21 protein-coding genes are annotated in these 25,811 nt (G+C 63.2%); 14 read left to right on the top strand and 7 right to left on the bottom strand.

Annotated features, from left to right (window positions below):
• Positions 1-42 precede the first annotated feature (42 nt).
• The 4 genes from msrB (at position 43) to RN01_RS24015 (ending at position 2,250) form a co-directional block, all read left to right on the top strand.
• Complete coding sequence (gene msrB / locus RN01_RS24030; protein WP_008650248.1) at positions 43-450, top strand: peptide-methionine (R)-S-oxide reductase MsrB; 408 nt, start codon at positions 43-45, stop codon at positions 448-450.
• A gap of 95 nt (positions 451-545) precedes the next feature.
• Positions 546-1,085 (top strand): septation protein A, encoded by a 540-nt coding sequence (locus tag RN01_RS24025; RefSeq protein WP_017513477.1) that lies wholly within the window; start codon positions 546-548, stop codon positions 1,083-1,085.
• A gap of 51 nt (positions 1,086-1,136) precedes the next feature.
• On the top strand, positions 1,137-1,451 hold the full coding sequence (locus RN01_RS24020) for a BolA family transcriptional regulator (RefSeq protein ID WP_017513476.1): 315 nt from the start codon (positions 1,137-1,139) through the stop codon (positions 1,449-1,451).
• A gap of 4 nt (positions 1,452-1,455) precedes the next feature.
• The gene (locus RN01_RS24015; RefSeq protein WP_008650253.1) at positions 1,456-2,250 is read left to right on the top strand and encodes a peptidylprolyl isomerase; all 795 of its coding nucleotides are present in this window, start codon (positions 1,456-1,458) and stop codon (positions 2,248-2,250) included.
• A 15-nt stretch (positions 2,251-2,265) separates the two neighbouring features.
• Here the strand turns inward: RN01_RS24015 and RN01_RS34060 are convergent, their stop codons facing one another.
• The 3 genes from RN01_RS34060 to RN01_RS24005 form a co-directional block, all read right to left on the bottom strand.
• Positions 2,266-2,427, bottom strand: coding sequence for a hypothetical protein (locus tag RN01_RS34060; RefSeq protein WP_156149786.1), 162 nt, complete (start codon positions 2,425-2,427; stop codon positions 2,266-2,268).
• A 464-nt stretch (positions 2,428-2,891) separates the two neighbouring features.
• A complete protein-coding gene (purL, locus tag RN01_RS24010) occupies positions 2,892-6,938 on the bottom strand; it encodes a phosphoribosylformylglycinamidine synthase (protein ID WP_024569848.1) in 4,047 nt (1,348 codons plus the stop codon).
• Between the two features lie 227 nt (positions 6,939-7,165).
• The gene (locus RN01_RS24005; RefSeq protein WP_011516596.1) at positions 7,166-7,753 is read right to left on the bottom strand and encodes a winged helix DNA-binding protein; all 588 of its coding nucleotides are present in this window, start codon (positions 7,751-7,753) and stop codon (positions 7,166-7,168) included.
• 279 nt (positions 7,754-8,032) lie between these two features.
• Here RN01_RS24005 and RN01_RS24000 point away from each other — a divergent pair, with 279 nt between their 5' ends.
• From RN01_RS24000 to pgi, 8 genes are all read left to right on the top strand, one after another.
• Positions 8,033-9,793 carry a cellulose biosynthesis regulator YedQ gene (locus tag RN01_RS24000; protein ID WP_017513331.1) on the top strand — a complete coding sequence of 587 codons (1,761 nt, stop codon included), beginning with the start codon at positions 8,033-8,035 and terminating at the stop codon, positions 9,791-9,793.
• A 211-nt stretch (positions 9,794-10,004) separates the two neighbouring features.
• Complete coding sequence (locus tag RN01_RS23995) at positions 10,005-11,357, top strand: amidase (RefSeq protein WP_017513332.1); 1,353 nt, start codon at positions 10,005-10,007, stop codon at positions 11,355-11,357.
• Positions 11,358-11,500: 143 nt separating this feature from the next.
• Positions 11,501-12,484 carry a TRAP transporter substrate-binding protein gene (locus RN01_RS23990; RefSeq protein WP_011516600.1) on the top strand — a complete coding sequence of 328 codons (984 nt, stop codon included), beginning with the start codon at positions 11,501-11,503 and terminating at the stop codon, positions 12,482-12,484.
• Between the two features lie 142 nt (positions 12,485-12,626).
• Complete coding sequence (locus tag RN01_RS23985; protein ID WP_017513333.1) at positions 12,627-13,178, top strand: TRAP transporter small permease subunit; 552 nt, start codon at positions 12,627-12,629, stop codon at positions 13,176-13,178.
• On the top strand, positions 13,178-14,488 hold the full coding sequence (locus RN01_RS23980) for a TRAP transporter large permease (protein ID WP_008651678.1): 1,311 nt from the start codon (positions 13,178-13,180) through the stop codon (positions 14,486-14,488). Before RN01_RS23985 ends, RN01_RS23980 begins: the two co-directional genes overlap by 1 nt.
• A 34-nt stretch (positions 14,489-14,522) precedes the next feature.
• Complete coding sequence (locus RN01_RS23975; RefSeq protein WP_024569849.1) at positions 14,523-15,812, top strand: D-amino acid dehydrogenase; 1,290 nt, start codon at positions 14,523-14,525, stop codon at positions 15,810-15,812.
• A gap of 7 nt (positions 15,813-15,819) precedes the next feature.
• Positions 15,820-17,427, top strand: a complete 1,608-nt coding sequence (locus RN01_RS23970) for a bifunctional ADP-dependent NAD(P)H-hydrate dehydratase/NAD(P)H-hydrate epimerase (RefSeq protein ID WP_024569850.1) — start codon at positions 15,820-15,822, stop codon at positions 17,425-17,427.
• Positions 17,428-17,706: 279 nt separating this feature from the next.
• Entirely contained in the window at positions 17,707-19,332 is a 1,626-nt protein-coding gene (gene pgi / locus RN01_RS23965) for a glucose-6-phosphate isomerase (RefSeq protein ID WP_024569851.1), read from the top strand.
• A 15-nt stretch (positions 19,333-19,347) separates the two neighbouring features.
• On the opposite strand, the gene RN01_RS23960 is transcribed toward pgi, so the two are convergent.
• Positions 19,348-20,046, bottom strand: coding sequence for an ABC transporter ATP-binding protein (locus RN01_RS23960; protein ID WP_024569852.1), 699 nt, complete (start codon positions 20,044-20,046; stop codon positions 19,348-19,350).
• Between RN01_RS23960 and RN01_RS23955 the strand changes: the two genes are divergently transcribed.
• Positions 20,033-20,713, top strand: coding sequence for an arylesterase (locus RN01_RS23955; protein ID WP_011516607.1), 681 nt, complete (start codon positions 20,033-20,035; stop codon positions 20,711-20,713). The two genes, RN01_RS23960 and RN01_RS23955, sit on opposite strands and share 14 nt — an antisense overlap.
• 144 nt (positions 20,714-20,857) lie before the next feature.
• Here RN01_RS23955 and RN01_RS23950 read toward each other — a convergent pair whose 3' ends face one another.
• The gene (locus RN01_RS23950) at positions 20,858-22,801 is read right to left on the bottom strand and encodes a SurA N-terminal domain-containing protein (protein WP_017513992.1); all 1,944 of its coding nucleotides are present in this window, start codon (positions 22,799-22,801) and stop codon (positions 20,858-20,860) included.
• A 406-nt stretch (positions 22,802-23,207) separates the two neighbouring features.
• Here RN01_RS23950 and RN01_RS23945 point away from each other — a divergent pair, with 406 nt between their 5' ends.
• Complete coding sequence (locus RN01_RS23945) at positions 23,208-24,482, top strand: tyrosine-type recombinase/integrase (protein WP_017513993.1); 1,275 nt, start codon at positions 23,208-23,210, stop codon at positions 24,480-24,482.
• 346 nt (positions 24,483-24,828) lie between these two features.
• On the opposite strand, the gene RN01_RS23940 is transcribed toward RN01_RS23945, so the two are convergent.
• Together RN01_RS23940 and RN01_RS23935 are read right to left on the bottom strand one after the other, a co-directional pair.
• Positions 24,829-25,149: an H-NS histone family protein gene (locus tag RN01_RS23940; RefSeq protein ID WP_017516127.1), complete on the bottom strand. Its 321-nt coding sequence runs from the start codon at positions 25,147-25,149 to the stop codon at positions 24,829-24,831.
• Positions 25,150-25,290: 141 nt separating this feature from the next.
• Complete coding sequence (locus RN01_RS23935) at positions 25,291-25,548, bottom strand: hypothetical protein (RefSeq protein WP_024569853.1); 258 nt, start codon at positions 25,546-25,548, stop codon at positions 25,291-25,293.
• Positions 25,549-25,811 lie beyond the last annotated feature (263 nt).

Genomic DNA, 25,811 nt, shown 5'->3' with positions numbered 1-25,811 from the left:
GCAAACGCCCCCAAGAATGCCGCACTACCAGGAAGCACGATCATGACCACGACCAAGACCGACGCCGAATGGCGCTCCCAGCTGTCCGACATCGAGTACCGCGTCACGCGCGAGGCCGCCACCGAACGCCCGTTCACCGGCCAGTACTGGGACCACTGGAACCAGGGCATCTACCATTGTGTGGGCTGCGGCACGCCGCTGTTCGAGTCGGCCACCAAATTCGACGCCGGCTGCGGCTGGCCGAGCTATTTCCGCCCGATCAACGGCGAAGTGATCGCCGAACACACCGACCATAGCCACGGCATGACGCGGGTGGAAGTCCGCTGCAAGGAATGCGGCAGCCATCTGGGCCACGTCTTCGAGGACGGCCCCGCTCCTACCGGACTTCGGTATTGCATCAACTCGGCTGCGCTAAAATTCGATGATCGCGATCCGGAAGATCGTGGGTGACGACACCCGCACTCCGGTCGCATGACCGATCTGCCAGGCGGCGGATCGCCCGCGGGCCAGCCTGATCGCCGATCCGCCAACCTTATTGCATCCGCATGAAATTTCTCTTCGACCTGTTCCCGGTCATCCTTTTCTTCGTCGCCTTCAAGCTGTTCGGCATCTATCCGGCGACGGCCGTGGCGATCGGCGCGACGGTGGTCCAGATTGCCTGGGTTCACTTCCGTCACGGCAAGGCCGAGCCCATGCAATGGGTCAGCCTGGCGATCATCGCCGTATTCGGTGGCGCCACGATCCTGCTGCACAACGAAACCTTCATCAAGTGGAAGCCGACGGTGCTTTACTGGCTGTTCGCCGTCACCCTGATCGGCTCGGTCATCGGATGGCGCAAGAACCTGATCCGCGCCATGATGGAAAAGCAGGTGGCGCTGCCCGAACCGATGTGGGGCCGCCTCAACGTCGCCTGGGCGGGCTTTTTCGCCGTGATGGGCGTGCTCAACCTGTATGTGGCGTACCAGTTTTCGACCGACACCTGGGTCAACTTCAAGCTGTTCGGCAGCATGGGCCTGATGCTGGTGTTCATCGTGGCGCAGAGCATCTGGCTGTCGCGCCATATCCAGGAAACCCCGTCCGAATAAGCCACCGCGCCGCGGACTCATCGATTCAGAACAGAACAGAAGGAAATCCGGATGGCAGCTGATCCCGCCACCATCAAAGCACTGCTCCAGGCAGCGCTTGATCCCAGCCGCCTGACCGTGCGCGACGACAGCGCCGCCCATGCCGGCCATGCAGGCGCTGCCTCTGGCGGCGGGCACTATGACGTGCTCATCGTCAGCGAGCGGTTCGGGGGTCACACTCGCGTAGTCCGGCATCGTATGGTGTATGATGCGCTGCGCGAACTGTTCCCCTCGCAAATCCACGCGTTGGCTGTCAACGCGTACACCGACCAAGAATATCAATCACGCGAAGCAACCCGCGACGCTACTCGCAACTCTCAGACCTGACCCCATGAAGACCTCCGTCCTCTCGTTCAGCCTGGCGGCTGTGCTTGCTGCTGGCAGCCTGCCCGCATTCGCCCAGAACGCTGCCGTTGTGAATGGCAAGCCGATTTCGTCGGCCAAGGTGGACAAGCTGATCGCCAGCACTGGCCAGCCGGAAACTCCCGAGCTGCGCGACCGTGCGCGCAACATGCTGATCGACCGCGAACTGCTGCTCCAGGAAGCCAACAAGCGCGGCATCACCCAGCGTGACGACGTGCAGGAGCAACTGGAACAGGCCCGCCTGAACGTGCTGGCCGGCGCGGTGTTCGAGGACTACGTGCGCACCCACGGCGCCAGCGATGAAGAGCTGCGCAAGCAATACGAGAAGATCAAGGCGCAGTTCGGCAACGGCAAGGAATACCACGTCCGTCACATCCTCGTGGAGAAGGAAGCCGACGCCAAAGCACTGATCGCCAAGATCAAGGCCGGCGCCAAGTTCGAAGATGTGGCCAAGGCCCAGTCGAAGGACACCGGTTCCGCCGCGAACGGTGGCGACCTGGATTGGGCCAACAGCAGCAGCTACGTGCCCGAGTTCTCGGCTGCGATGACCAACCTGAAGAAGGGCCAGATGACCGATACGCCGGTCAAGACCCAGTTTGGCTGGCACATCATCGAACTGGTGGACACGCGCGACGCCAAGATCCCGTCGTTCGAAGAAGTGAAGCCGCAGCTTCAGCAGATGATGATGGGCGATCAGGGCTGGCAGCGCGAGCAGTTCCAGGCGATGATGAAGTCCCTCAAGGACAAGGCGAAGATTCAGTAATCTGTTGCCAATCCGCTAAGAAACCGGCGCTAATGCGCCGGTTTTTTCATTTGGAGCACTCTGGGCAGCCTTGCACGGCACGTGTTTGATCTTGATACGGGTGGCGGGTTTCCACTTGGCACCAGCCCCGGTAAGATCAGAATCCATGCGTTCCGGCGCAGGCTTCATGACTTCCATGGATATCAAGCAATGGGCGTGACCAGCGGCTATTGGCAAATGTGGCACATCTTCTCCAGCGGCATGGTCTATTGCGCGTTGGGAATGCCCAATATCGAATGCACCGGCGGTCGATGGCGTAGCCTGCTCCCTCATCTCCCCGTGCGTGACCGCTATGCGCAAGCGAAACTACTTCAAGCCACGGTCGCCTTCATGGAAATCCGTGGAGAAGTCAAAATCCCCCCGGGGTCCGATCGCTTGCGCCTCCTCTATTCCCGGTATCTGCCTTGGAGCGCCCGCCTGCAGACGCAGGAGTCCGCGCCTACGCCATCCGCCTCATCGCCATCGCCTGCGGACCAGCCCAATACGGCTGTAGCTTGAACTCGAATCTCACCATCTGAGCGTCTGCCCGCAATGCAGACCGCGGCACCAAAAGAAAAAGGCGCCCGATAGTCGGGCGCCTTTGGCATGGGCTGGATAAGAACTTAGCCCACCCACTTCCGTGCGTTACGGAACATACGCATCCACGGGCTGCCACCATCGGCGATCTGCTTCCACGCGTCCGGCGCCCAGCTCATCGTCGCGGTACGGAACACCCGCTCCGGGTGCGGCATCAGCACAGTAAAGCGGCCATCGACCGTCGTAACCGACGTGATGCCCTCCGGCGAACCATTCGGGTTCAGCGGATACGTCTGCGTCGCAGCACCACGGTTGTCGACGAAACGCAGGGCCACGTTTGCCTTGGCAATGTCGCCTTGCTGCGAGAAATCGGCAAAACCTTCGCCGTGCGCCACGACGATCGGAATGCGGCTGCCTTCCATGCCGGCGAAGAAGATCGACGGCGACTGCTGCACTTCGACGGTCACAAAGCGAGCTTCGTACTGTTCCGACTGGTTACGCGTGAACTTCGGCCAAGCGCCGGCACCCGGAATGATCGGGGCCAGGTTGCTCATCATCTGGCAGCCGTTGCACACGCCCAGCGCGAAGGTGTCCTGGCGGTTGAAGAACGCCGCGAACTGTTCGGCCATCTGACCATTGAACAGGATAGTCTTGGCCCAGCCTTCGCCCGCACCCAGCACGTCACCGTAGCTGAAGCCACCGCAGGCCACGAAGCCCTTGAAATCAGCCAGGTTGGCACGGCCGGCAATCAGGTCGCTCATATGGACATCGTGCGTGTCGAAGCCCGCAAGATCCATGCTGTACGCCATCTCGATCTGCGAGTTGACACCCTGCTCGCGCAGGATGGCCACGCGCGGACGCGCGCCCGAAGCGATGAACGGCGCGGCGATGTTCTCGGCCGGGTCGAACGTCAGCACGGGGCTGATGCCAGGGTCGCCGGCATCGAGCACGCGCTCGTACTCGCTATCGGCACAGGCGGGGTTGTCGCGCAGACGCGCGATACGCCAGCTCACCTCGGTCCACGTACGTTGCAGATCGGCACGCGCGGCGCCGAACACCTTCTTGGCATCGCGATAGATCTCGACCTGGTCGTTCGTGTTCGGCTTGCCGATCACGTGGCTGCATGCCGACAGGCCCGCCTCGCGCAGCACCGCGAACACGGCGTCGCGCTCTTCCAGGCGCACCTGGACCACGGCACCGAGCTCCTCGGAGAACAGTGCGCGCAGCGTCTGGTCATTGCGACGTTCCGCGACCTGCTGCGCCCAGTTCTTGGCGTCGCCGTAATCCTGCTCGCCATTCGGATCGAGCGTGAGCATGTCGACGTTCAGCGACACACCGCAGTGGCCCGCGAACGCCATCTCCGCCACGGCAGCCATGAAACCGCCGTCCGAACGATCGTGATAGGCCAGCAGCTTGCCTTCACGGTTCAGGCGCTGGATCACGTTGAAGAAGTTCTTGAGGTCTTCCGCGTTGTCGACGTCGGGGGCGCTATCGCCCACCTGCTGCGTCACCTGGGCCAGAATGCTGCCGCCCATGCGGTTTTTGGCACGCCCGAGATCGATCGCGATCAGCACGCTCTCACCCAGGTCCGTGCGAAGCTGCGGCGTCAGCGTGCGGTTCACGTCGTCCACCGCCGCGAATGCGGAGATGATCAGCGATACCGGCGCTACCACTTCCTTGTCGCCATCGGCATCGGACCACTTGGTGCGCATCGACAGCGAATCCTTGCCAACCGGGATGCTGATGCCCAGCGCCGGGCACAGTTCCATGCCAACGGCGTGCACCGTGTCGTAAAGCTTGGCGTCTTCGCCAGCAACGCCACAGGCAGCCATCCAGTTGGCCGAGAGCTTCACCTTGCCCAGGTCCTTGACCGGTGCCGCCGCCAGGTTGGTCAGCGCTTCGCCGATCGCCATACGGCCCGAGGCCGGCGCGTTGATCACGGCCAGCGGCGTGCGCTCGCCCATCGTCATCGCCTCGCCAGCGGTGCCTTTGTAGTCGAGCGTGGTCACGGCCACGTCGGCCACCGGCACCTGCCACGGTCCCACCATCTGGTCGCGGGCGTTCATCCCGCCCACGGTTCGGTCACCGATCGAGATCAGGAACGACTTGTTCGCCACGGTCGGGTGGCGCAGCACGTCACGCACGGCTTGTTCCAGCGAGATGCCGGTCACATCGACGGGCGGGAGCTCCCGCTCCACGCGCGTGACGTCGCGATGCATGCGCGGCGGCTTGCCCAGCAGCACGTCCATCGGCATGTTGACCGGGAAGTGTTCCTTCAGTGCGGCATCCACATGGGAGTCGACAAGCTGGAGTTGCTTCTCCTCTGTTGCGATACCCACCACGGCGAACGGCGAACGCTCACGCTCGCACATCGCCTGGAAAAGCGGCAGACTGTTCGGCGCGATCGCCAGCACATAGCGCTCTTGAGACTCGTTGCACCAGATCTCGGCAGGCGACAGGCCCGACTCTTCCAGGTGCACCTGACGCAGGTCGAAACGCGCGCCACGGTCAGCGCCGTCGACGAGTTCGGGGAACGCGTTCGAAATGCCACCCGCGCCAACGTCGTGGATCGACAGGATCGGGTTCTCGTCGCCAAGCTGCCAGCAGGCGTTGATGACTTCCTGCGCGCGACGCTCCATTTCCGGGTTGCCACGCTGCACCGAATCGAAATCGAGATCGGCGGTGTTCGTACCGGTCGCCATCGAACTGGCCGCGCCACCACCCATGCCGATACGCATACCAGGGCCGCCCAACTGGATCAGCAACGTGCCAGCCGGCAGCGGGTCCTTGTGCGTGTGCGAGCCGTCGATGTTGCCAATACCGCCGGCGATCATGATCGGCTTGTGATAGCCGCGCACGGTGCCGCCAACGTTCTGTTCGTAGACGCGGAAGTAGCCGCCCAGGTTGGCGCGGCCAAATTCGTTGTTGAACGCCGCGCCGCCGAGGGGCCCGTCGATCATGATCTGCAGCGGGGATGCGATGCGGTCCGGCTTGCCGGTCACAACCGGCTTGTCGTCCGGATTACGGTGGGACACCGGCTGGGCTGCGTCACGCGCGTTTTCCCATGACTCGACGGCATCGGGCAGCATCAGGTTCGACACCGTGAAGCCGGTCAGGCCGGCCTTGGGCTTGGCGCCACGACCAGTTGCGCCTTCGTCGCGGATTTCACCGCCAGCACCGGTCGACGCGCCAGGGAACGGCGAGATCGCGGTCGGGTGGTTGTGCGTTTCCACCTTCATCAGCGTGTGGGTCAGCGCCTCGTGGCGGCCGTACTTCTGGTCCGCGCCACGCGGGAACCAGCGCTCGGCTACGTCGCCTTCCATGACCGCGGAGTTGTCCGAGTACGCCACGATCGACCCCTGCGGGTTCAACTGGTGCGTATTGCGGATCATCGCGAACAGCGACTTGTCCTGGGACACGCCATCGATGGTCCACGTGGCGTTGAAGATCTTGTGGCGGCAGTGCTCGCTGTTGGCCTGCGCGAACATCATCAACTCGACGTCCGTCGGGTTGCGTTCGAGCTTGCCATAGGCGTCCAGCAGGTAATCGATCTCGTCCTCGGACAGCGCCAGGCCCATTGCAGTGTTGGCGTCCACCAGCGCGCTGCGGCCCGCCGAGATGTCGATGAACTGCAGCGGCTTGGCCGGCAGCTCCTGGAACAGCGCGGCGGCCTCTTCACGGCTGCCGATCACCGTTTCGGTCATGCGGTCGAACAGATGCGCGGCCACAGCGGCGCGCGTGCCGGCATCCAGCGTCTTGCGGCCGCGCAGCAGCCCCTTCTTGCAGATGACCGTGATTTCGATGCCGCGCTCGATACGGTGAATGTGGGTCAGGCCGCAGTTGTGGGCGATATCGGTGGCCTTGCTGGCCCACGGCGAGATCGTGCCGAAGCGCGGGATCACCACGAAGCGGTCGCCCTCGGTCTGAGCGGTGAATGGCGCGCCGTAGGTCAGCATCGCGCCGATGCGGGTCTGATCCTCTGCGGACAGTGGTGTGTCCGAATCGACGAAGTGCACGAACTGGCCGTGCACCGATTCAATATCGGCGTCGATCTGTTGGAGAGCGGCAAGCAGACGTTGCTGACGGAAGGCAGAAAGCGCCAAAGCGCCGGGGAAGCACGAGAAATGCGCCATGATCGTAACGGTCGGGAGGCGTAGGAGGGTCGGGGCAGGCGGCCGCCGACACTGCTGAATGGAATGCCGGCTGGCGGGAATCCGCTATTGTACCTTGTCGGCGACCGCTTTTTGCATTGCGCAATCGGGTGCCGACGGACATTCCGGGAGAAAGCTGCCAAGGACGGCCTGACCGACGTCATTATCGGCAGGCCAGGCCTCACTATAGAGCACAATACGTCACATTATTAAAGCGAGGTAGCGGAGCGCGCCGCCTGCTCGTAGAGACCGGTCAGCACACGCAGCAGGCGTGCCAGTTCGCCGATCTCCAGGTTTTCCTCGCTACCCTCCGTGAAATTGCTCGTCAGGCACTGCTCGCGGATCTCGCGGTACCGGGCGCAGGCGTCGGCACCGGCCTGCGTGGTGGCGTAAGTGGCCTCCTTGCCAACCCGCTCCCCGGCCACCAGTCCCAGCCCCACGAGCTTCTTGAGCGCGTATGTCACCAGGTGGGTGTCTTCGACGTTGAGCACGAAGCAGATGTCCGCCAGCCGCTTGGCGCGTCCGCGATGATTGACGTGGTGCAGTACCAGCACGTCCAGGAACGTCAGGTCGCGCACGCCAGCGGCACCCATGCAGCGCACCACCCACCGGCTGTAGGCGTTGTAAGCGGTATTCAGGCCGAACTCGAATTCCGACAATTCCGGGCTACGCACCGAAACCAAATGCGACGACGACACAATGTTGACGCCGGCGGCGCGCGCCAGTGGCGCGGCCGGTGAGGGGCTCGCCACTGGCTCAGCGTTGGCGGGGCTGTCCGAAACGGGCTTGCGTGCCATGAAAAGCAGTCTCCTGGGGTGCGATTTTGGATCATTGGGCGCCCGGATTTGGGCGATTTACGCGACAGTTTATCGGCAAATCGAGGAGAAATCCGCCGCCATCGTGCGCTGCCGGGCTGTCACCCCGCGGACGCGAAGATTTGCAGAACCGATCTAAAATTTTTCGACGGCCAGTCTCGGACGGTTTTGAATCCGGCACGATACGACTTCCCGTCGCGCAAAAGCCATCGCGTTCCAGATCGGGCACCGGCCATGGTCACGTATTGACGAACAATCAACATGCACTCCGCCCCCGATACCGGACAACTGGTCCCGTCCGACAGGTTCCTGAGCCGGCTTTGGCTCGCGCTCATCAAGCGCCCTCGCCGCTTCATTCTGATTGCGTTCAGCGCCGCCATTCTCCTGATATTGCTGCTCATCCTCCGAGGCATGATGCTGTCGCGCGACACGGAGATCGAGTCGGTCAGGCAAATGCAGGCGGTTCGTGCCGTGAGCATCAACGCGCTGCTCCAACTGGAGGCGGAGCGCCTGACGAACATCCGGAACTACGCCGAGCACCTGATGCAGATCCAGGATGAATTGCCAGCCCTCTTCGCCCACGACATCCAGACTGCCTTCGAGCACCGCAATGACGATGTCTGGGCGCTGCGGACACGTGACGCGGCGCCCGTCTATGGCGTCAGCGCGGCGCGGCTCACTGGGCTGGATGGCTTCTCGCGCGACGATGCCAAGCTGATCCCGAGCATGGCGGTCGCAATCGCACTCAGCCATATGTTCAGTGCGGGACACAACGAACCCGGGCTCCGGGAACGCATTGCCTATGTGTCCGGCAGCGGCATCATCGTGGCCTACCCGGCCATTAGCGAACAGGACGTCAATCCCACCCTGCGGAGCCTCGCCTCCGCCGGGTACTTTCGCAATAACCTCCCCTTGGCCAATCCGACGCGAAAGCAGCAATGGAGCATCGCGCGGTCTATGGACGACATTGGCGAATCGTCACTATTCCTGAGCGCTCCTGTCTATGCCGGCAACGAGTTCAAGGCCGTTCTGATCCTGGAGATTCCGCGGCACAGTCTTGACGAATCCCTCAACGTTGCCCCCCATCACGACGTCAACAACTACCTGCTGGACCAAAACGGCGCGCTCGTGGGCGCCAGTATGCGAAACGTGCACCGGGGCGAAACGCTCGCCTCCGTGCTCATCGACAAATGGCCAGCGGACAAGCTCGCGGTGGCATTCAGGAGCGATGCCGGCATCCTGAGCAACGAGCATGGCAGTCGTCTCATTTATCGCAAGCTCGGAAACAGCGGCCTGATAATGGTCGACGAGGTCTCCACCCGTGAACTGCTACAGGCAAGCGTCGCCCGCCTGAGCGGCGCCATTGGCGCCGGCGCTGTCGCCCTGGGCCTTCTGCTTTGCTTCACGCTGGCAATTGTCCACACATTGTTCGGGCACTACATTGCCCGGGGCGAAGCCCTCCGGACCCTCGCCGAAACCGATGCCCTGACCGGGTTGGCGAACCGTCGCGTGTTCGCATCCCGATTCGCAGACGCCTACGCATGGTGCAAGCGGGACGCCGTTCCGGTCTCGCTGATCATGCTCGACATCGACCGTTTCAAGAAGATCAACGACCGCTGGGGCCACGCCAGCGGAGACGTCGTACTGCGCACCCTGGCGGACGCGCTGCGCGCGAATGTCCGGAAGATCGATCTGCCGGCGCGACTGGGCGGCGAGGAGTTTGCCGTCCTGTTGCCGCGCACGGGTATCGCGGATGCCGCCAACCTGGCCGAGAAGCTTCGCCTGGCCCTGCAGGCATTGGTCTGCGAACCGGTCGACAGCGACGACACGGCATCCATCCGTTTCACCGCGTCCTTCGGCGTGGCGCAGATCGCGCCAGGCGAACCGGGCAGCCTCGACTCGCTGCTGATGGTGGCGGACCAACGGCTCTATGCCGCGAAGGCCGGCGGCCGGAACAAGGTCGTCTGGGATGAGCCGCAGCCGGAGGAGATGGCTAACGAGAAGCCCGCCAAGGGGACCTGATCTCGTCTGCCTGATCGCCCGGGCGATTCGACCCTGGCATCGAATGGTTTTTTTGCCGCGCGTCCGGATATAGCGTCCGTCCCTATGTCCCGCCGATGCGCTTCTTGCTACCCTTGTCGGATTCTTGAGCTTCTTGATTCACACAGGCAATGCGTGAATGTGATTTTGCTCCGCGGCGCCTGTCACTCTCGTCTCGCCCACGCAAACCGTCATGCTGCCTGACATCGCCTCCCTGAACGCCGCCGTCCGCGCCGGCACCACCAGCCGCGCCGACCTGCTTGCCGAAGCCGCCACCAAGGCCTCCAGCGCCGCCGGCCACGCGGTCTATCTCCATACCACGTTCGATGCCGCCATCGAGGTGGCCCGCGCGGCCGATGCCGCTGACCGCGCCGGCAAACCGCTCCACCCACTGGCGGGCCTGCCGGTATCGGTCAAGGATCTCTACGACATCGCGGGCGAGGTCACGCGCGCCGCATCTGCCGCCCGCCAGGACGCCGCACCCGCAACGGCCGATGCCACCGTGGTGGCCCGGCTCCGCACGGCCGGCGCCGCGCTGGTCGGGCGCACCAACATGACCGAGTTCGCCTTTTCTGGCGTCGGCATCAATCCCCATTTCGGCACGCCGGTCAACCCATGCGACAGCTCGGTTGCACGGATTCCGGGCGGATCGTCGTCCGGGGCGGCGGTCTCGGTCGCGATCGGCACGGCGGTGGCCGGCCTCGGCAGCGACACGGGCGGCTCGATCCGCATTCCCGCCGCGCTATGCGGCATCGTCGGCTTCAAACCCACATCGCGCCGCGTGCCACTGACGGGCGCGTTCCCGCTGTCCTACACGCTCGATACCGCGTGTGCGATGGCGCGCACGCTGACCGATTGCATCGCCGTGGATAGCGTCATCGCCGACGTCCCGGTCATTCCGCAAATGAAGGCCGCCACGGCGATCCACCTGGCGATTCCGCGCCAGCTGGTTCTCGACGATCTGGACGAGCCAGTCTCGAAAGCCTTCGACCGTGCCATCGGCCGGCTTTCCGCGGCAGGCGTGCGCATCGAACACGTGGACATGCCCGAACTAACCGAGCTGGCCAGCCTGAATGCCGCTGGCGGCTTTTCGGCGCCCGAGTCCTACGCGCACCATCGCGCGCTGCTCGCCACCCACCGCGATCTGTACGACCCGCGCGTGGTGACCCGCATCGAACGGGGCGCAGCGATGAGCGCGGCGGACTACATCGCGCTGCACCGCGCCCGCCTCGACTGGATTGCCCGCATGGAAGCTCGCATGGCGCCGTTCGATGCGGTGGTCTGCCCCACGGTGCCGATGGTGCCGCCGCCGATCGCCCCGCTTGTGGAAGATGACACCCTGTTCTTCCGCACCAACGGGCTGCTCTTGCGCAATACGTCCGCGTTCAATTTTCTCGACGGCTGTTCGGTGTCGCTGCCCTGCCATGCGCCCGATGAACTGCCCGTCGGCCTGATGCTGTCGCATGGACCGATGCGCGATGCGCAGCTGCTGGGCACGGCGCTTGCATTGGAATCGCTCGTGCATCCCTCACGGCGCGGAGGCTGAGCCGCCGCCGCACCGCCACACGCATTACCGCATTACCGCCGAGATCACCAACAACCCGGGAATCGGCGCAGGTAGTTCCAGGAGGATAGTCAAACCCGCGTAGTCGGGCAGGCGCCCGCGCGCAACATCAGGGAGAGATGGAAATGCGAGTCAAGGTATTGGCAGTTGCGGTGACGATGGCAGTGACAGGCGTTCTGCTGACCGCCACGGCGGCACGGGCGGATACGAAGTGGGACCTGCCCACGGGCTATCCGGCCACCAACCTGCACACGGAAAACCTGCAGCAGATGGCCAACGACGTGGACAAGGCCACCGGCGGCAAGCTCAAGATCGTGCTGCATCCCAACGGCTCGCTGCTCAAGGCCAATGAGATCAAGCGTGGCGTGCAGACCGGCCAGGTGCAGATGGGTGAAATCCTGATGTCGACGCTGGCCAACGAAAACCCGGTCTTCGGCGTCGACGCGGTGCCTTTCCTGGCCACGAGCTATGGCGATTCCTACAAGCTCTGGCAAGCCTCGCGAACCGTCACTGACAAGATACTCGACCGCCAGGGCATGAAACTGCTCTACGCGGTGGCCTGGCCGCCCCAGGGCATCTACGCGAACAAGCCCCTGAACAGTGCGGCGGACATGAAGGGCCTGAAATGGCGCGCCTACAACCCCGCAACGTCGAAGATCGCCGAGCTGGTCAGCGCCCAGCCGGTGACGATCCAGGCCGCTGACCTGGCGCAGGCGCTTGCCACGGGCACGGTCAACTCGTTCATGTCGTCTGGCGCAACGGGCGTCGATACCAAGGTATGGGAGTCGGTGAAGTACTTCTATACCGTCGATGCGTGGCTGCCGAAGAACATGCTCGTCGTCAGCAAGAAGGCCTTCAACGGGCTCGACAAGCCCACCCAGGACGCTCTGCTCAAGGCCGTGGCCGATGCCGAGAAGCGCGGCTGGCAGGTCTCCGAACAGAAGACGCGCGAATATCTGGCGACGCTCTCCAAGAACGGCATGACCGTGGCGCCGCCTTCGCCGCAGCTCAAGTCCGACATGCAAAAGGTAGGCGAAGTCATGGTTGCCGACTGGGCGAAGAGCGCCGGCGACGATGGCAAGGCCATTCTCGACGCCTACAAGAAGTAGATCCGAGCCATTCGCGAAAGCAGGCCCGCCGCAATCCATCGTGGCGCCCGCCTGCTTTCGCCCGTGCATTGCAGCAGGCGCGCGCCGCTGATCGCGCGCCCTCCCATCGCCGTTCCCGCGTCACAGGTAGCCCGTCATCACCATGGAAGCCCCCATCCTCCGCAAGCGTTGGCTCGACCATCTGCTTGACGTTTGCGCCGCGCTCGGCGCGCTCTGCATCCTCGCCGTCTGCATCGTGATGATCGCGATGTCGATCTCGCGCGAGACCTCGATCACGCTCAAGGGCGGCGACGACATCGTCGCGTGGCTGTGCGCCGCTTCGGCCTTCCTCATCCTCGGTCAGACGTTTCAGCACGGTGGCATCGTGCGCGTGGAGATGCTGCTGGAAGCCGTCGGCACCAAACGCCGCTGGCTGCTGGAAGTCATCTCGCTAACCATCTGCCTGATCTTCGCCGGCTATGCGGCGTGGGCGCTCGGCTCATTTGCCTGGCAGAGCTGGGATATCGGCGATGTGTCCCAGGGGCAGATCGTGATTCCGCTCTGGATTCCGCAAAGTTTCGCGGTAATCGGCGCGCTCGGTTTCCTGCTGGCCGTCGGCGACGAATGGCTGCGTGTGATACGCCGGCAGAAACCGCGCTACCAGCTCGCGCAGGAAGCCAAGCTGGCCGCTGGCGACTTTGGGGAGACCGTCTGATGAGCACCGTTCTCGTTGCCCTGATCCTGCTGCTGGTGATGATCGTCTTCCTGGCGATCGGCGCGTGGATTCCCGTGGCGATCGCCGTGACTTCGTGGGTCGGCCTGGTGATTTTCTCCGACCACGACGCGCTGGTGAACCTGGCCAACTCCTGGTGGTCGTCCAGTGCGTCCTACACGCTGGCATCGCTGCCCCTGTTCGTGTGGATGGGAGAAATCCTGTTCCGCACCAAGCTCTCCGAGCAGATGTTCAATGGCCTCTCCCCGTGGCTCAACTGGCTGCCGGGCCGTCTCATGCACGTCAATATTCTCGGCTGCGGCATCTTCGGTTCGGTGTCGGGGTCGTCGGCGGCCACCTGCGCCACGATCGCCAAGTCGGCACTGCCCGAACTGACCCGACGCGGCTACGACGAGCGCATCACACTCGGCTCGCTGTCGACGGCGGGCACGCTGGGCATTCTGATCCCGCCATCGATCACGATGGTCGTGTATGCGGTGTCCGCCGACGTCTCCATCATCCGCGTATTCCTCGCCGGGTTCCTGCCGGGCCTGTTGCTGATGATCCTGTTTTCGGGATACATCGTGGTCTGGGCGCTGATGAATCCTGAGAAGACCCCGGCAGCCGAGACGTTCGGCTGGTCGGCCCGGCTGGCGTCGATCCGGCAGCTCATGCCCTGCATCATCCTGATCGCGTTCATCACGTGGATCATGATGGCCGGGTACTCCACGGCTACCGAGGCGGCCGCGTATGGCGTGGTGGCGTCGCTCGCGCTGGCCTGGGCGGGCGGCTCGCTGACGCGCAAGGCATTCTGGGAAAGCCTGATGTCGGCCACCCGGCTGACCGCGATGATCATGTTCGTGCTCGGGGCGACGTCATTCCTGTCGGTCACGATGAGTTTCACCGGCATTCCGCGCGCGCTGGCCGAATGGGTGGCGGCGCTGCAACTGTCGCCGTGGGCGCTGATCGCGGTCCTGACCATCATCTATATCCTGCTCGGCACGGCGCTCGACGGCATCTCGATGATCGCGCTGACCACGGCCACCGTCCTGCCGATGGTGCAGGCCGCCGGCTTTGATCTGGTATGGTTTGGCATCTTCATCGTGTTGCTGGTGGAAATCGCCGAGGTCACACCACCCGTCGGATTCAACCTGTTCGTGCTCCAGAGCATGACTGGCAAGGACAGCAACTACATCGCCAGGGTGTCGTTGCCGTTCTTCATGATGATGGTGCTGGCGATCGGCATCATCACCGTGTGGCCCAGCGTGGTGACATGGCTGCCAGACGTGGTCATGGCGAAGGAGCTCAAATAGCGGCACTTCATCCTGAAGGGGGCAAAGCTAGCGGATGCACGTGATCATCATCGGCGCCGGCGCAATCGGCGTCTGCTCGGCCTGGTACCTGCGCCAGGCCGGCTTCGAAGTCACTGTACTGGAGCGACGCGGCGCCCCCGCGCAGGAAGCCAGCTTTGGCAATGCGGGTGTGATCGCCCCCGGCTACGTCACGCCCTGGGCGGCGCCCGGGATGCCCGGCAAGATCGTGCGCTCACTGTTCCAGCACGCCTCGCCGGTCGTGTTCCGCCCAAGCGCCGATCCCGCGATGTGGCGCTGGATCGTGCGCTGGCTGCGCGAATGCAACCCCGAAAGCTATCGCACCAACAAGCTGCGGATGCAGCGTGTGGCCTTCTACAGCCGCGCCTGTCTGCACGAGCTTCGCTCGGCACTCGAGATCGAGTACGAGCAATCACGTGGCTACCTGCAACTATTTCGCACACAGCGCGACCTTGATCTCGCATCGCCCGCATTGGCGCTGCTGCGCGAGAACAACGTCCCGCATCAGCTCATCGACGCCGCCGGCTGCCGGCGCATCGAACCTGGCCTGACCGACGACACGCCACTGGCAGGCGGCCTGCACCTTCCAGAGGATGAATCCGGCAATTGCCCGATCTTCGTGCGCAAACTGCACCAGCACGCGGAAGCCGCGGGTGTCCGGTTTCGTTTCCAAACCGAAGTCGCCCGGCTAGGTAGAACGGACGGCCGCCTCACAGTCGAACTTGCCGCGCTCCGTGGCCGTGCCCGGGAAGTGCTCGATGCGGACCGCGTGCTGCTTGCCGCCGGCGTCGGCAGCGAGACGCTGCTGCGCCCGCTGGGGCTGCGCCTGCCGCTCTACCCGGTCAAGGGTTACTCGGCCACGGTCATGGTGACGGACGAACTACAGGCGCCGCTAGGCGCCCTGATGGACGAATCGTTCAAGGTGGCCATCACGCGCATGGGCAATCGACTGCGCGTGGCGGGCACCGCGGAGCTTGGATCACGCAAGCTCGATCTGCGGCCGGCCGCGTTGCAAACCCTGATCAAGGTCGCGCGCGACTGGTTTCCGGTAGCCGGGCACTACAACGCCGCCACGCTCTGGGCTGGGGCGCGACCGATGCTGCCTGACGGCCCGCCCCTGATCGGCGCCACCCGCGTGCCGGGCCTGTTTCTGAACCTCGGCCATGGCTCGACGGGCTGGGCGATGAGCTGCGGATCGGGCAAAATTGCCGCGGACCAGATTGCAGCGAGCGCCGGCCAAGGCGACGGGCCAGCCATCGACATGGATGGGCTGACACCCGAACGTTACCGGCTGGGCCCCGCCTGATACCGATATGAGCACGACTGTCTCGCCTTCGACATCCCCGGACCCCGACGCGACGCCGGAACGCATCGCGCTGGATCCCGCCGGCACGGACGTTACGCCGCTTTACGACCTGACGACAATCCGCCGCGTGGAGCACGCCGGGCTGGCCGCGACCCCGCCTTTCACGTTGATGTCCCGCGCGGGAGCGGCGGCAGCGGATTGGCTGCACGCATGGGTGCCGAATGGCCGCATCCTCTGCCTGGCCGGCCCTGGCAATAATGGTGGCGACGCGCTGGTCGCCGCCATGCGCCTGCATCAGCGCGGGCGGCTCGTGGAAGCATGGCTGATCGGCGAAGCCGACCTGCTGCCCGCCGATGCGGCACGCGCCTGGCTCGAGGCCCGCGCCGCCGGCGTGCCGCTCCTGGCGCTGCCCAACGATGCCGCTACCGGGATTCCTCCCTGGCCGAACGGATGCGCGGCAATCGTCGATGGATTGCTGGGGATCGGACTCAACCGCGCGGCCGACGGCAATATGGCGCGTTGGATTGACCATCTCAATAACTCGCACCTGCCGGCATTCTCGCTCGATATCCCAAGCGGACTGTTCGCCGACACCGGCGCCGGCAACCCGGCGGTCCGGGCACAACGCACGCTGACGTTCCTGGCTGCCAAGCCGGGCCTGCTGACCCTGGATGGCCGCGATTGCGCCGGCGAGGTCGATATCGCACCACTCGGGCTCGACTATCCGCCAGCCGAACATCCCGTGGCGGTGGTCAATCAGCCGCCGGGTTTTTCCCATTCGCTGCCGCGACGCGAGCACGCAGATAACAAAGGTAGCTTCGGCAGCCTGGCTGTGATCGGTGGCAGCCATGGGATGACCGGGGCCCCTTTGCTTGGCGCGCGCGCCGCCCTGTATCTGGGCGCCGGGCGTGTCCATGTGGGATTCCTCGCGCAACCGGCGCCCACCATCGACCCGGTCCATCCGGAATTGATGCTGCACGCCGTGACGGAGCTTTCGCCCGGCGCGATGTCCGCCTACGTGGTCGGCCCCGGGATGGGCACGGGCGCCTCCGCGCGCAAGCAACTGGCGCAATTGATCGATATCTGCGCCAATGCGACGACAGCCGCACCGCTGGTGCTCGATGCGGATGCGCTCAACCTGCTGGCTACCGATGGCACGCTGGCCCAGCAGCTTATCGAAAGCGGCGCGGCACACGTGATGACGCCCCACCCGCTTGAGGCTGCGCGACTGCTGGGCAGCACCGTGGCCGTTATCCAGCGCAACCGGCTGGCGGCCGCAACCGCACTGGCCACACGGTGGCAGGCCACGATCGTGCTCAAGGGCTCCGGAACCGTGATCGCATCCCCAGACGGCGCGCCGCCCGCGATCAATCCGACCGGCAATGCCGCGCTCTCCACCGCGGGCACCGGTGATGTCCTGGCCGGAATGATCGGCGCCCTGATCGCCCAGGGAATGCCGATCGTCGCGGCCGCGCGCGCGGCGGTCTGGATTCACGGCCGTGCCGCCGACAGGCTAGTAGCGTCGGGCACGGGCCCGGCTGGCATGACTGCCAGCGAGCTCTATCTGCCCGCCCGGGACATCTTCAACGCGTTGCTGCACGGCAGTGGAGCGTGACGTCCCGCCAATGCCACCAACAATGCCGCGCGGATCACGCCAGACGCCGTCGAGGTGATCTCAGGTGATGCGCGCGGCGCGGCACGCGTCGGACAATTGCCGATAGGGGGCGTAGGCACCCTCTGCTAAGGTAACGACATCCCGACGTCGGAAACCGTCAATCCGGCAAGCCTCGTTACTTTTTGCTGCCACTTCCGGAATTTGCGATCACATTCTGACGATATACTTGCTGGCGCCTGCCTCGTGCGGGCGTTCGTGCCCGATTTCCCCCAAGAACGAATGCCGACTGACCTCCAAGCCTGGAACGCCCTTCGCCAACACCATAACGTCGTCCGCGAGACGCCGATGCAGCAGTGGTTCGCCGAAGCCGGGGCTGCCCAACGGGTCGATACCTTCTCGCTGGAAGCCTCCGGCCTGTATCTGGATTACTCGAAGAACCGCATCACCGGCGAAACCCTTGCGCTGCTGATGAAGCTTGCCGAGGAAGCCGGCGTGCCGGCGCGCCGCGATGCCATGTTCGCTGGCGAACATATCAACGCCACCGAAGATCGTGCCGCGTTGCACGTCGCGCTACGCGCCCTGCCCGACGCGCCGTTCAAGGTCGACGGGGCATCGGTCATGCCCGCCATCCACGATGTACTCCGCCGGATGCGCGAGTTTGCCGGTCGCGTGCGCAGTGGCGTTTGGACCGGCTCCACGGGCCAGGGGATCACCGACATTGTCAACATCGGCATCGGCGGCTCTGACCTGGGCCCGCGCATGGTATGCCGCGCCCTGGCGCATCTGGCCGACCCGCGCGGACCGCGTGTGCACTTCGTTTCGAATGTGGATGGCACCGAGCTTGCCGAAACGCTCCAGCGCCTGGATCCGGCACGCACGCTGGCGATCGTCTGTTCGAAGACGTTCACCACGCTCGAAACCATGGCCAACGCCTGCAGCATGCGGGACTGGTTCCTGCGCCACGGCGTGGCCGAAAATCAGCTCGCGCGGCACTTCGTCGCCGTGTCGACCAATCGCGACGCGGTGGTCGAGTTCGGCATCGACCCGAACAACATGTTCGAGTTCTGGGACTGGATCGGTGGCCGGTTCTCGCTGTGGTCGTCGGTCGGCCTGTCGATTGCGCTGGCCGTCGGCTTCGACGCCTTCGAGGACCTGCTGCTCGGGGCCCGCGCGATGGACGATCATTTCCGCACTGCACCGCTCGCCCAAAACATGCCGGTGGTGATGGCGATGCTGGGCATCTGGTATCGCAATTTCCACGACATGCCGACGAGCTGCATGGCGCCCTATTCGACCTCGCTCGAACTGTTTCCGGCGTTCCTCCAGCAACTCGAGATGGAGAGCAACGGCAAGTCGGTCCAGCTCGATGGCCGTCCGGTGGACGCGGATACCGCGCCAGTGGTCTGGGGCACGGCTGGCACCAACGGCCAGCACGCCTACTTCCAGATGATCCACCAGGGCTCGCAGATCGTGCCGGTCGATTTCGTCGCGCCGCTGGTGCCGCCGCGCGAACTGCCGGGCCATCACGTCAAGCTGCTGGCCAACTGCTTTGCGCAGGCCGAGGCATTGATGCGCGGGCGCAGTGCGGAAGAACTCCAAGCGGCTGGCGTCGACGCAGCACGCATTCCGCATATGGTGTTCGAGGGCAACCGCCCCAGCAACATGCTGCTGATGGAAAACCTGACGCCGCACGTGCTGGGCGCGCTGATCGCGCTCTATGAGCACCGCACCTTCGTGCAGGGCATCGTCTGGAACATCAATTCGTTTGATCAGTGGGGCGTGGAGCTCGGCAAGATCCTGGCGCGCCCGATCGAGGCCGAACTCAGTGGCAATGCCACGGAAGCCCACGATGCATCGACCGCCGCGCTGATCGCGCGGGCACGCCGCTCACTGGCGCGCAGTTAACCCCGTCGACACCGTTCAGACGCCCACATCCATGAACTCATCGCTGGCTACACGGCCAGCCTCGATCGTCAGGATGCGGCCGCATCGCGCCGCCACCGAACGGTCGTGCGTGACCAGCACGAGCGTCGACCCGGCATCGCGATTGAGCTCGAACATCAGCGCGATGACCGCCTCGCCCGTGGCGGTGTCCAGACTGCCGGTCGGCTCGTCCGCAAACAGAATATCGGGCCGCGCAACGAAGGCGCGCGCCAACGCCACACGCTGCTGCTCGCCGCCGGAAAGCGTGCGTGGATAATGGGACAGCCGCTGGCCGAGCCCAACTCGCTCCAGCATGTCGACGGCCCGCTCGCGCACGCGATTGGTCTCGCCACGCAACTCGAGCGGAAGCATTACGTTCTCCAGCGCGGTCAGATGGCCGACCAGCTGGAACGACTGAAACACGAAGCCAACGTGACGCCCGCGCAGCGCGGCACGCTGGTCTTCATCGAGCCGGAACAGATCCTGACCATGGAGCCGGACCGATCCCGTGCTCGGCAGATCGAGCCCGGCAAGCAGGCCAAGTAGCGTGGACTTGCCCGACCCAGACGCCCCGACAATGGCCAACGTTTCACCCGCCGTGACGGAAAACGTTACGTCGTGCAAAATCGTCAGCGAACCGGTCGTATCGGCTACGGTCTTTCCTAATGACTCGACGGCAAGAATGGACGTGGACATGCGAGAGAGGATGACAAACAGTAGGCGCCGGCAATGGCTGGCGGCATTGGGTATCACACTGGCAACGGCCGTCATGACGGCAGTGCCGGCGCACGCGCAATCTGGCAACAAGCCCGCGCTGCTGGTACTGGGCGACAGTCTGTCGGCGGAGTACGGCATTGCACGTGGCACTGGCTGGGTCAGCCTGCTGCAGGACCGCCTGAGCAAGGAGCGGTTCGATTATAGCGTCGTCAACGCGAGCATCAGTGGCGAGACCACAATCGGCGGCAAGACGCGCCTGCCTGACCTGCTCAAGCGACACAAGCCGGCGGTGGTAATCGTCGAGCTGGGTGCCAACGACGCCCTGCGCGGCTTCCCGTTGCAGACCACCGAGGCCAATCTGAGAACGATCGTCAGCGATGCCCAGCGAGCTGGTGCCACCGTGCTGCTCGTGGGAATGCGAATCCCGCCGAACTATGGTCAGGATTACACCGAGCGATTCTTCGCACTCTACAGCAAGCTGGCCAAGGAAAAACGGGCCGCGCTGGTGCCCTTCCTGCTGGACAACGTGATCTCGCGTCCCGAATGGTTCCAGACCGATCGGATTCATCCGACCTCCGCCGCGCAGCCCACGTTGCTGGACAATGTCTGGTCGCAATTGAAGCCGTTGTTGAAGAAGGCGGCGTAGACACCGGACCTTCGGCCGAGCTGGCCGTGCCGGCGTTGCCGGACGGCGCCACAGCATCCCGAGCTGATCGGCAAGACCAGATGCAAAAAAGCCCCTGCAGGCTCGCAACCGCAGGGGCTTCTTTACATCGCAGGCGACGTCGCGTCAGTGTGCAGCAGGTGCGCTCGCTGCCGCGTCGTCCGTCTTGGCCGGATGCAGAATCTTCACCTTCGCACCGGCTTTGAGCACGTCATAGAACGCTGCCAGTTCCGTCTGGCCGGCCATCTGGCCCAGTTGCTGTGCGTCAGCCTCACGCTGGTTTGCGTTGGCCTGCGGCGGCGTGCCAACCTTGGCGATACGGTAGATCGCGTACCCATCCGCGCCGAGGTCCACACCCACGAGCGAAGGCAGCTTCGAGGCATCGGCACGCATGATCGTATCGACAGCCTTCGGCGAGACGCCATCAGCCTTGGCACGCGACACGGTCACCATCGGGCCGAAGCCATCGGCGCTGCCGCTCTTCTTCAAGGCTTCAAGACGGGCTTCGCCATCCTTGCGTGCCAGTTCCGCCGCCTGCTGTGCGACGTAGGCCTGACGCACCAGCGCCTCTACCTCTTCGAACTTGCGCGCAGCGGCCGGGCGATAGTCGACGATGCGCGCCGACACCAGCGTAGTCGGGCCGACTTGCACGGCTTCCGTATTGCGCTTGTTCTTGATGGCGTCATCGCTGAACAGCGCCTTGAGCACCTTCTCGTTATTGAGCGGGTTGTCCTTGCCCAACGCCGGGTTCGGCGTACGCGTGACATTGTCCGCAGTCTGGATCGTCAGCTTGAACTTGTCGGCGGCGGGCTTGAGGCTCTCGGACTGCTCGTACACCATGTTGCCGAACGCATCGGCCTGCTCGGTATACGCCTTCGCGGCAAGCTGCTTCTTGAGTTCGATCTCGAGTTCGGGACGCACTGCCTCGAGCGGCTCGGTCGCTGCCGGCTTGATACCCGTCAGCTTGATGATGTGATAGCCGTAATCGGTTTCCACAACATCGCTGATCTGGCCATCCTTGAGCGCAAACATCGCGTCTTCAAACGGCTTGACCAGGGCACCACGACCCATGAAGCCGAGGTCGCCGCCCTTCTCAGCCGAACCAGGATCCTGCGAGTTCTTCTTCGCAACATCGGCGAACGTGTCCGGATGCTTGCGCAGATCCTCAAGCAGCTTCTCGGCCTTCTCCTTGGCGGCCTTGCGGTCTGCCTCCTTGCCATCCTTCGGCGCGGCGATCAGGATGTGGCTGGCGCGGCGTTGCTCGTCAGTACGGAAACGCTGGATGTTGCTGTCGTAATACGACTTCAACTGATCGGGGGTGATCGTCTGGCTGGCAGCCAGGGCATCACCCGACAGCACCAGATACTCGACCTTGGCCTGCTCGGGCATCGTGTAGGCTGCCAGATGGGACTCGTAGTAAGCCTTCAGCGCAGCGGCGTCCGGCGTCACCTTGGCCGTGAAATCGGCCGGCTTGATGACGATGGCCTGCACATCACGCTGCTGGTCGCGAATCGCGATCAGACGATCGAGCAGCGACTTCGGCACGAAAGCTGTCGTACCGATGGCGCCACCCAGTTGCTGCGTGGAAAGTTCGAAACGCATCCGTGCGTCGAGCTGCTCGGGCGTCATGCCTTGCGCCGCCAGCAGCTGCACGTAGGCCTTCTCGTCGAACTTGCCGTCCGCCGTGCGAAGCTGGGCGATGGCGGGAATGCTCTGGATCGCAGCAGCGATCTGCGCATCGGAAACCGTCAGGTGCTTCTTCTGAGTGGCTTCCGAAATAACACGCTGCTGGATCAACTGGTCCAGCACGGCCTGCCGCGCGGCAGGGCCTTCGAACATGCGCGGATCGTAGTTGTTGCCCAGCATCTGGCGCATCCGTTCGCTCTGGTCGCGCACCACATTGTCGACTTCCTGCACGGTGATGGCCCGGCCATCGACCTTGGCAGCATCGTGCGAGCTGTCCATGAAGCGCGAATAGCTCTCCACGCCGAAGAATACGAACGACGGGAAGACAAGCACCAGCAGCAGAAGGAGCATCAGGCGCCGGTTGTTGCGTACGAAATCAAGCATGCTGATCCGGTTAAAGGGGTGGCTCGAAAGTCAAACCTTGCGATTCTATCAAAAGCGAGGGGTTGTACTGCTTGAATGTGCGTCGAGAGATGATGCGAAACCGCAATCTGTCGATCTTGCTGGAGTGGTCGCGCCAGCGAAGCGGAAGCCGCACAGGTGACTCGCCCCACTCCGGTGCCTGAGGCCCGCCTGCAAGCCAGAATTGCGGGCACAAAAAAGCCCGCTGACGCGGGCTAATTTTGTTGGCGGAGTGGACGTCCCTCATCGCAGCTTCCGAGACCGTCCAGATTTGTCCAATTTTTCCCTTTTTATTCAATCACTTGCACAGATTTGGCATCCAAAGTAATCTAGCCTTATTCGACACTTTCCAGCTCCTGCTGATGGGCTGGCTGATGGGCTGGGAACGATGCTAACCGACAAGCAAGCAAGGGCGCTGAAGCCCAAAGACAAACCAGTTTTCGATGGAAAAGTGACTGGGCTCATACTGGCGCCGACAACTTCGGGCTGCAAATGGACCTTCCGCTATACCAGTCCCGTCACGGGCAAGAGACGCGATGCTGGCCTGGGAACGTACCCCGAAACTTCGATCGCAGAGGCTCGGGAGAAGGCGTTTGCCATGCGAAAGCTCATTGACAACGGAACGGATCCCATCGATCAGCGTGAGCGGGAACGCCAAGCCGCGGCCGCGGCAGCGGCCGCTCTGACTTTCGAGGCTGCTGCCCGTAAGGTCCACGAAGAGCTAAAGCCGGGATGGAAGAACGAAAAACACGCTGCGCAGTGGATCAACACGATGGAAACATACGTGTTCCCGAAGCTTGGAAAGCGAAAACTCGAAGCAATCACTCCAGGCGACTGTGCGGACGCCCTGCGACCTATCTGGCTTTTGAAGAAGGAAACTGCCAGCCGGACGCGTCAACGCATGCACCTGGTCATGCAGTGGGCATGGGCCCATGGACTCGTCACGGCAAATCCGGTCTCCGTCGTCGATCATATTTTGCCCAAACAGTCTGGCAAGCCCGAGCACCAGCCGGCCATGCCATGGCGCGACGTCCCGACATTTGTTAAGGCCCATCTGAGCGATCTCAAACCCGCGGACAGCACCCGGGCGGCCCTACTGTTCCTGATCCTGACCGCAAGTCGCAGCGGCGAGATACGCGGCGCGACCTGGAACGAATTTGACTTGACCGCTCGCGTCTGGACGATTCCAGCGGATCGCATGAAGGCAAATCAATCACATCGCGTTCCGCTATCAGCCAAGGCGTTCGAGATCATCGAGAATCTCAAAGAACAAGGGCTGCACAAAACATATGTCTTCCCGTCACCGCGCGAGAAGATGCTTAGCGATATGACGATGACCGCCCTACTCCGGCGGGTCAAAGCCGAAAGCGATACGCCTGGTCGCTACGCAACTGCACACGGTTTCCGGTCAAGTTTCCGCGATTGGGCAAGCGAGCACGGGTATGCACGCGACCTAGCCGAACGAGCGCTCGCCCATACCGTAGCCAACAAGGTGGAAGCAGCCTACCACCGCACCGACTTGCTCGAGCAGCGGCGTCCAATGATGGAGAAATGGGCGGACCACGTCCTGACTCGCGAAGAAGAAGTGAATGACCGCAAGGACCTGGCCTCACATCCCGAGGGTACGGCCGCAGCAATGGAGCAAGTGGAGATGCAGTCCTAACTCTCTTTGCTTGATGCCGATCTTTCCCGGCACTTGTGCACTTGTATACGTACACAGAGAGAGGCGCGTGAGAACTACAGTGGGATTCCCCAGAAAACAACACTGTGCAAATATACAGTATTGTTTTCCCAAGTCTATGACAGGTATGTCACCTGGCACGAGCAGAATGTTCTCTGCCGCTCATCTCGAGCTTTGGCTCGAGATGGGTGTCTGCGAGTAGCTTTGGATCGTCCGCGAAGATGCATTTGCATCACTTTTTTGAGATTCTTCGCGTTAATCCTGGCAGAATGCAGCCGATCTTTACGAGCATGGAGGTACTGCAGGATCTCGCCCGAACTTTGTCCCTTCAGGCTTCGGCAATCAGGAACCTGGTGCGATTTTTCCCGAGCCAGCTTGGCGCGCGTCCCCTGCCCGACCAAGTTGCACCAGTCTTGGGGTTCATGTATTTCGGCGGGAGGCTGGACTTCTCCTTGGCAACGGCAGATTTTTTGCTGCCAGCGGGCCGACCACGACGTCGCTTGCCGACAATATCGTCCACCGTCAGCCCATACTCCGACATAAGTTGCTGGATTCGATCGACCGCAGCGCCACGCTCGACTTCCCGCATCTCCTCGAGCTTGGACTCCAGTACCGCTTTTTCTGCCAATAGTTCTTTGTACGTCGCCATTACAGTCTCCTTTAGCAAAGCAGTCAGCTTGACTGGCGAGCCATACTACACGACAAAAGAAAGCCGCAACGCCGAATTTATCACCCGCTCTTTGGGGAGTAAGGGGACGTTCCCACAAGCCGCATCACAAGTGCAGCCTCTCTAGTACGACCACCAATCGAATTCGATGCGGGCGACCATCCTGCACACTTGCGAGTGAAATTTTTGTATGGCCGCTTGATAGGCTATCGCATCGAATTCCCCAGATTCTTTGAACACGTGGCCATTCGTGTCGGTCGGATAGCGAAAGCGTTGATCGTGCGAGCGCTGATAGGATTCGAGCGAACCTGGGAAAAGACCACCTGACACGTCCTCAAAGACTTGGGGGGAGAACGGCGCATCGATCTGGTATTTGTCCAACGGGTAGAGACTCCGATAGCGAGCATGAAGGACGTCCAGACGATGAGTTTTGGGTGGCGGCTTTCCAGTTTTCGATGAAATTGCCCCTTTCAGGAAAAGCTCATAGGCATGGCGGCACAGATGCAGGATAACGAGGGTACTTTCGTGCCGAGGCTGGAACCCATCGTAAGCGGTCTTTTAAGGGCGCCCCTTGCGGCCGCCGGCGGTATCCGCTAGACGGTTGAGGGCTTGAGCCTCCAGGGCAGCAGAGCCTCGTAGTCGTC

The organism is Cupriavidus sp. SHE (assembly GCF_000812445.1).
Lineage (GTDB): Bacteria > Pseudomonadota > Gammaproteobacteria > Burkholderiales > Burkholderiaceae > Cupriavidus > Cupriavidus metallidurans.
Note: the sequence above shows the minus strand (reverse complement) of the source record. Positions and strands in the feature narration are given on the sequence as shown.

Excerpts from the sequence above, each read along its gene's own strand:
- msrB (WP_008650248.1), top strand. The coding sequence starts at position 43 with ATGACCACGACCAAGACCGACGCCGAATGGCGCTCCCAGCTGTCCGAC.
- RN01_RS24025 (WP_017513477.1), top strand. The coding sequence starts at position 546 with ATGAAATTTCTCTTCGACCTGTTCCCGGTCATCCTTTTCTTCGTCGCC.
- RN01_RS24020 (WP_017513476.1), top strand. The coding sequence starts at position 1,137 with ATGGCAGCTGATCCCGCCACCATCAAAGCACTGCTCCAGGCAGCGCTT.
- RN01_RS24015 (WP_008650253.1), top strand. The coding sequence starts at position 1,456 with ATGAAGACCTCCGTCCTCTCGTTCAGCCTGGCGGCTGTGCTTGCTGCT.
- RN01_RS34060 (WP_156149786.1), bottom strand. The coding sequence starts at position 2,427 with ATGGAAGTCATGAAGCCTGCGCCGGAACGCATGGATTCTGATCTTACC.
- purL (WP_024569848.1), bottom strand. The coding sequence starts at position 6,938 with ATGGCGCATTTCTCGTGCTTCCCCGGCGCTTTGGCGCTTTCTGCCTTC.
- RN01_RS24005 (WP_011516596.1), bottom strand. The coding sequence starts at position 7,753 with ATGGCACGCAAGCCCGTTTCGGACAGCCCCGCCAACGCTGAGCCAGTG.
- RN01_RS24000 (WP_017513331.1), top strand. The coding sequence starts at position 8,033 with ATGCACTCCGCCCCCGATACCGGACAACTGGTCCCGTCCGACAGGTTC.
- RN01_RS23995 (WP_017513332.1), top strand. The coding sequence starts at position 10,005 with ATGCTGCCTGACATCGCCTCCCTGAACGCCGCCGTCCGCGCCGGCACC.
- RN01_RS23990 (WP_011516600.1), top strand. The coding sequence starts at position 11,501 with ATGCGAGTCAAGGTATTGGCAGTTGCGGTGACGATGGCAGTGACAGGC.
- RN01_RS23985 (WP_017513333.1), top strand. The coding sequence starts at position 12,627 with ATGGAAGCCCCCATCCTCCGCAAGCGTTGGCTCGACCATCTGCTTGAC.
- RN01_RS23980 (WP_008651678.1), top strand. The coding sequence starts at position 13,178 with ATGAGCACCGTTCTCGTTGCCCTGATCCTGCTGCTGGTGATGATCGTC.
- RN01_RS23975 (WP_024569849.1), top strand. The coding sequence starts at position 14,523 with ATGCACGTGATCATCATCGGCGCCGGCGCAATCGGCGTCTGCTCGGCC.
- RN01_RS23970 (WP_024569850.1), top strand. The coding sequence starts at position 15,820 with ATGAGCACGACTGTCTCGCCTTCGACATCCCCGGACCCCGACGCGACG.
- pgi (WP_024569851.1), top strand. The coding sequence starts at position 17,707 with ATGCCGACTGACCTCCAAGCCTGGAACGCCCTTCGCCAACACCATAAC.
- RN01_RS23955 (WP_011516607.1), top strand. The coding sequence starts at position 20,033 with ATGGACGTGGACATGCGAGAGAGGATGACAAACAGTAGGCGCCGGCAA.
- RN01_RS23960 (WP_024569852.1), bottom strand. The coding sequence starts at position 20,046 with ATGTCCACGTCCATTCTTGCCGTCGAGTCATTAGGAAAGACCGTAGCC.
- RN01_RS23950 (WP_017513992.1), bottom strand. The coding sequence starts at position 22,801 with ATGCTTGATTTCGTACGCAACAACCGGCGCCTGATGCTCCTTCTGCTG.
- RN01_RS23945 (WP_017513993.1), top strand. The coding sequence starts at position 23,208 with ATGCTAACCGACAAGCAAGCAAGGGCGCTGAAGCCCAAAGACAAACCA.
- RN01_RS23940 (WP_017516127.1), bottom strand. The coding sequence starts at position 25,149 with ATGGCGACGTACAAAGAACTATTGGCAGAAAAAGCGGTACTGGAGTCC.